Source organism: Aeromicrobium sp. Leaf272 (genome assembly GCF_001422865.1).
In the GTDB taxonomy this organism is placed as follows: Bacteria; Actinomycetota; Actinomycetes; order Propionibacteriales; family Nocardioidaceae; genus Aeromicrobium.
This window is the reverse complement of the sequence record NZ_LMMY01000009.1, coordinates 332746-336990: the sequence shown is the minus strand read 5'-3', so window position 1 is coordinate 336990 and position 4245 is coordinate 332746. Positions and strand designations below refer to the sequence as shown.

4 protein-coding genes are annotated in these 4245 nt (G+C 70.3%); all 4 read left to right on the top strand.

Annotated features, from left to right (window positions below):
* The coding region (locus tag ASF38_RS03215; RefSeq protein ID WP_056573579.1) for a sugar ABC transporter substrate-binding protein at positions 1-754 on the top strand (754 nt) is incomplete at its 5' end.
* A gap of 51 nt (positions 755-805) precedes the next feature.
* The gene (locus tag ASF38_RS03210) at positions 806-2362 is read left to right on the top strand and encodes a sugar ABC transporter ATP-binding protein (RefSeq protein ID WP_082480314.1); all 1557 of its coding nucleotides are present in this window, start codon (positions 806-808) and stop codon (positions 2360-2362) included.
* Positions 2359-3363: an ABC transporter permease gene (locus tag ASF38_RS03205; RefSeq protein WP_055963422.1), complete on the top strand. Its 1005-nt coding sequence runs from the start codon at positions 2359-2361 to the stop codon at positions 3361-3363. Before ASF38_RS03210 ends, ASF38_RS03205 begins: the two co-directional genes overlap by 4 nt.
* Before the next feature lie 54 nt (positions 3364-3417).
* Entirely contained in the window at positions 3418-4236 is an 819-nt protein-coding gene (locus ASF38_RS03200) for an enoyl-CoA hydratase-related protein (RefSeq protein ID WP_056573576.1), read from the top strand.
* Positions 4237-4245 lie beyond the last annotated feature (9 nt).

Below are 4245 nucleotides of genomic sequence, written 5' to 3'. Positions count from 1 at the left end.
CCCGCAGGGTGCGGTCGACAAGGCCAACGGCGCGATGCAGGACTACGTCCAGAAGAAGGTCGACCTCATCGTCACGGCGGTCTTCGACAGCAACACCCTGACCGCGGGCGCCCAGGCGGCGAAGGCCGCAGGCATCCCGGTCGTCTCGATCTCCGGTGGCACGGCCGACGGCATCACCGCCAACCTCGACGCCGGCGTCTCCAACGGTGAGCCCGTCGCCAAGCAGCTCGTGGAGGACATGGGCGGCGCGGGCGACCTGCTCGTCCTGGGCTACAAGAGCGGCCTGCCGTGCATCGGCCGCGAGGAGGCGCTCGACACGGCGCTGAAGAGCACCGACATCGAGACCACGCGCAACGAGGTGCCGATCCCCGGCCAGGTCGAGGGCAGCACGCAGTTCACGCAGGCCTGGCTCGCCAAGCACCCGAAGGGCAGCGGCAAGCTCGCGGTCTGGGGATGCTTCGACGACCCGGCCCTCGGCGCGATCGCCGCGCTCAAGTCGGCCGGCCGTGACGACGTCCTCGTCTACGGCATCAACGGACAGCCGGGTGCCATCAACGCGATCAAGGCCGGCGACATGCGGGCCACCGTCTTCCTGCTGGCCGACCAGGCCGGCGAGGACTTCGCGAAGCTCGTCCCGGAGTTCGTGGAGGGCGGCGTGGACGCGGAGCCGCAGGAGGTTCCTCTCACCAACGTGCTGGTCACGACCGACACGATCGACGACTTCCTGGCCGAGTACCCCGACTCGACCAAGTAGTCCCGACCACGTCCTCCAGGGCCGGCGCCCTGGAACCCCAGAGGAGTGTGCATGAGCGAAGCAACAGCCCTCGACGACCGCGAGGTCGCCCCGGTGCCCGAGCCGACGTGCCTGGAGATGTCCGGCATCTCCAAGCAGTTCGGTGGGCACCAGGCCCTGGAGGACGTGTCCATCAGCCTGCGCCCCGGGCGGGTCCTCGCCCTGTGCGGGGCCAACGGGGCCGGGAAGTCGACCCTCGTCAGGATCCTGGCCGGGGCGGAGTCGGCCGACGCCGGCACGATCCGCGTCCACGGCGAGCAGGTCTCGATCCACGCGCCGCAGGACGCGACGCGGCTCGGCCTGAGCTTCATCCACCAGGAGCTCAACCTGGTCCCGAAGTTCACGGCTCTGCAGAACATGGCGATGGGCGCGGACCACCACCGCTCCGGTGTCATCGACCAGCGCGGCCTGCGTCGCAAGGCCCTGGCCGTCCAGGAGCGCATCGGCTACCGCGTCCCGCTCGACACCAGGGTCGAGGACCTCGCCGTCTCCGACCGCTGGATGGTCTCGCTCGGCCGCTCGCTCATGCGGGACGCGACCATCGTCGCGATGGACGAGCCGACGGCGTCGTTCACCCAGGAGGAGGCCGAGCGGCTCTACGGCATCATCGACGAGCTCACGGCCGACGGCGTCGGGATCCTCTACATCTCGCACCGCCTGGAGGAGGTGCTGCAGGTCGCCGACGACGTGACGGTGCTGCGCAACGGCCGACTGGTCGGGAGCTTCGCCGCGGCCGACCTGGACGTCCCCGCGCTCACCCGCCACATCGTCGGTCGGGACGTGGAGGAGGTCACCCACCGCGAGACGGAGGGCGACCCCACGCAGGCTCCCGAGCTCCTGCGCGTGCAGGGCCTGACCCGCCTGCCGCGGGTGCACGACGTCGACCTGACCTTGCACCGGGGGGAGATCCTCGGCGTGGCCGGCCTCGTCGGGGCGGGTCGCACCGAGCTGGCGCGCATGCTCATCGGGGCGGACCCGGTCGGCTCCGGCTCGATGACGCTCGACGGACGCCCGTACGCACCGCGCTCGCCCTTCGAGGCGATCCGTGCCGGTGTCGCACTCGTGCCCGAGGAGCGTCGTTCCCAGGGCCTGATCCTGCGCAACTCCGTCAGCTCCAACCTCAACATGGCCTCGTTGCGCGACCCCGAGAAGCGGCTGGGCACGTTCAGCCCGCGCAGGGCGGCGCGCATCGCCCGCGACGCGGTGTCCCGGTTCGGCGTCAAGGCCGGCTCCGTCCACGAGAAGGTCGGTGAGCTCAGCGGCGGGAACCAGCAGAAGATCGTCGTCGGAAAGAACGTGCTCGCCGGCCCACGACTGCTGATCCTGGACGAGCCCACCGTCGGCGTCGACGTCGGCGCCCGCAGCGAGATCTACGACATCATCCGGGCGCTCGCCGCCGAGGGGACCTCGATCCTCATGATCTCCAGCGACTTCGAGGAGCTCGCCATCTGCGACCGCGTCGTCGTGATGCGCGAAGGAACCATCACCGCCACGGTGCCCGCCGCCCGGGCCACGAAGGACCGTCTCACCTCGCTCTGCTTCGGCTCGACAGAACAGGACCTCGCATGACCGTCACCGCGCTCGACCCCACGGCCGTCGTCGCCACCCCCTCCACCAGCACACGCGTGTGGAAGTGGTTCGGCCGCTACGGCGCCCTCCTCGTCCTCGCCGTCCTGGTCGTCAGCACGAGCATCCTCGAGCCCGACACCTTCGCGACCTGGGACAACTTCATCAACATCCTGAACCAGAGCGCCCTGTCGGCGATCATCGCGATGGGGCTGACGTTCGCGCTGGTCACGGGCGAGTTCGACCTCAGCATCGGCAACGTCGCGAGCCTGTCCGGCGTCATCTGCCTCTCGGCGATGGTCGACCAGGAGATCGGGGTCGTCGCCGCGCTCGTGCTGGCCGTCGTGATCGGTGCAGTGGTCGGACTCGCGAACGGCCTGGTGGTCACGCTGCTGAACGTGAACGCGCTCGTCGCGACCCTCGGCATCGGCACGGTCGCGGTCGGCATCAACTACGCCGTCGCCGGTGGCACGCCGGTGGGCCTGCCGGACCCGGCCGGCTTCATCCAGCTGACGCTCGGCCGCTTCCTGGGGATCCCGTACCCGGTGTTCATGATGCTCGGCCTCGCCGCCGTGCTGTGGTTCATCCTCAACCGCACCGTGCTCGGGCAGTCGATGCAGGCGGTCGGCGGCAACGCCGTGGCCGCCCAGCTCTCGGGCATCCGCGTCGACCGGGTGCGTGTCTTCGCCTTCGTCATCTGTGGCATCTGTGCCGCCCTCACCGGCATCCTGCTGGCGTCGCGCACCGGCAGCGCGGCGGTCTCCGGCGGAGACAGCTACCTGCTCGCCGCATTCGCCGCAGCCTTCTTCGGGTCCGCGGTCCTGCGCGACGGCGAGTTCCACGTCATCGGCACGCTGATCGGCGTCGTCACGGTCTCGGTGGGCTTCAACGCCATCGCCCTCGTCGGGCTCGAGACCTACTGGCAGTACCTGTTCCAGGGTCTGCTCCTGATCCTCGGTGTCGGGGTGGGCTCGCTGGCTCGCCGCCGAGCCTCGATGGCCTAGCGTGGGCAGGACCAATTTAATGAAGTTGAACTCAGATTCATGTAAGGTCGAGTCATGACGACGACGTCCCCGGAGGAGACGAGGTCCGAGCCGACCGTGCTCTCCGAGCGACGCGGTGCGGTGCTCGTCCTCACCCTCCACCGGCCCGAGCGGCTCAACGCCTGGACCAACGCCATGGAGGACGAGTACTTCGCCGCGCTGCTGGCGGCCGACGAGGATCCCGACGTGCGCGCGGTGGTGGTCACCGGTGCAGGCCGAGGCTTCTGCGCCGGCGCCGACATGGGCGACCTGGCGGGCGCGGCGGACGCCACCGACGCCGAGATCGACCGCCCGCTCCCGCGGCACCTGCCGCTCACGCTCCGCAAGCCGCTCGTGGCCGCGGTCAACGGGGCCGCGGCCGGTCTCGGCATGGTCGAGACGCTCTACTGCGACGTGCGATTCGCCTCGCCCGACGCGGTGTTCCTCACGGCCTTCTCGCGTCGCGGTCTCGTGGCCGAGTACGGCATGGCCTGGCTGCTCCAGCGGCTCGTCGGGCCCGGACGCGCGGCGGACCTGCTGCTCTCCGGACGAAGTGTCGACGGGGACGAGGCGCACCGCATCGGGCTCGTCGAGCACCTCGTGCCCGCCGACGAGCTGCTCGAGCGGGCCGTCGCCTACGCCGCCGACCTCACGACGTCCTGCTCCCCGTGGTCGATGGCCACGATCAAGTCCCAGCTGCTCCTCGACGCCGAGCGCAGCTTCGCCGAGTCGGTGCAGGCCGCCGACGTCCTGATGCGCGAGTCCTTCCGGGGCTCCGACATCGCCGAGGGCGTCGCGAGCTTCACCGAACGGCGCCCGCCGGTGTTCGCACCGCTACCTCGCAAGGAGATCTGATGGAGTTCG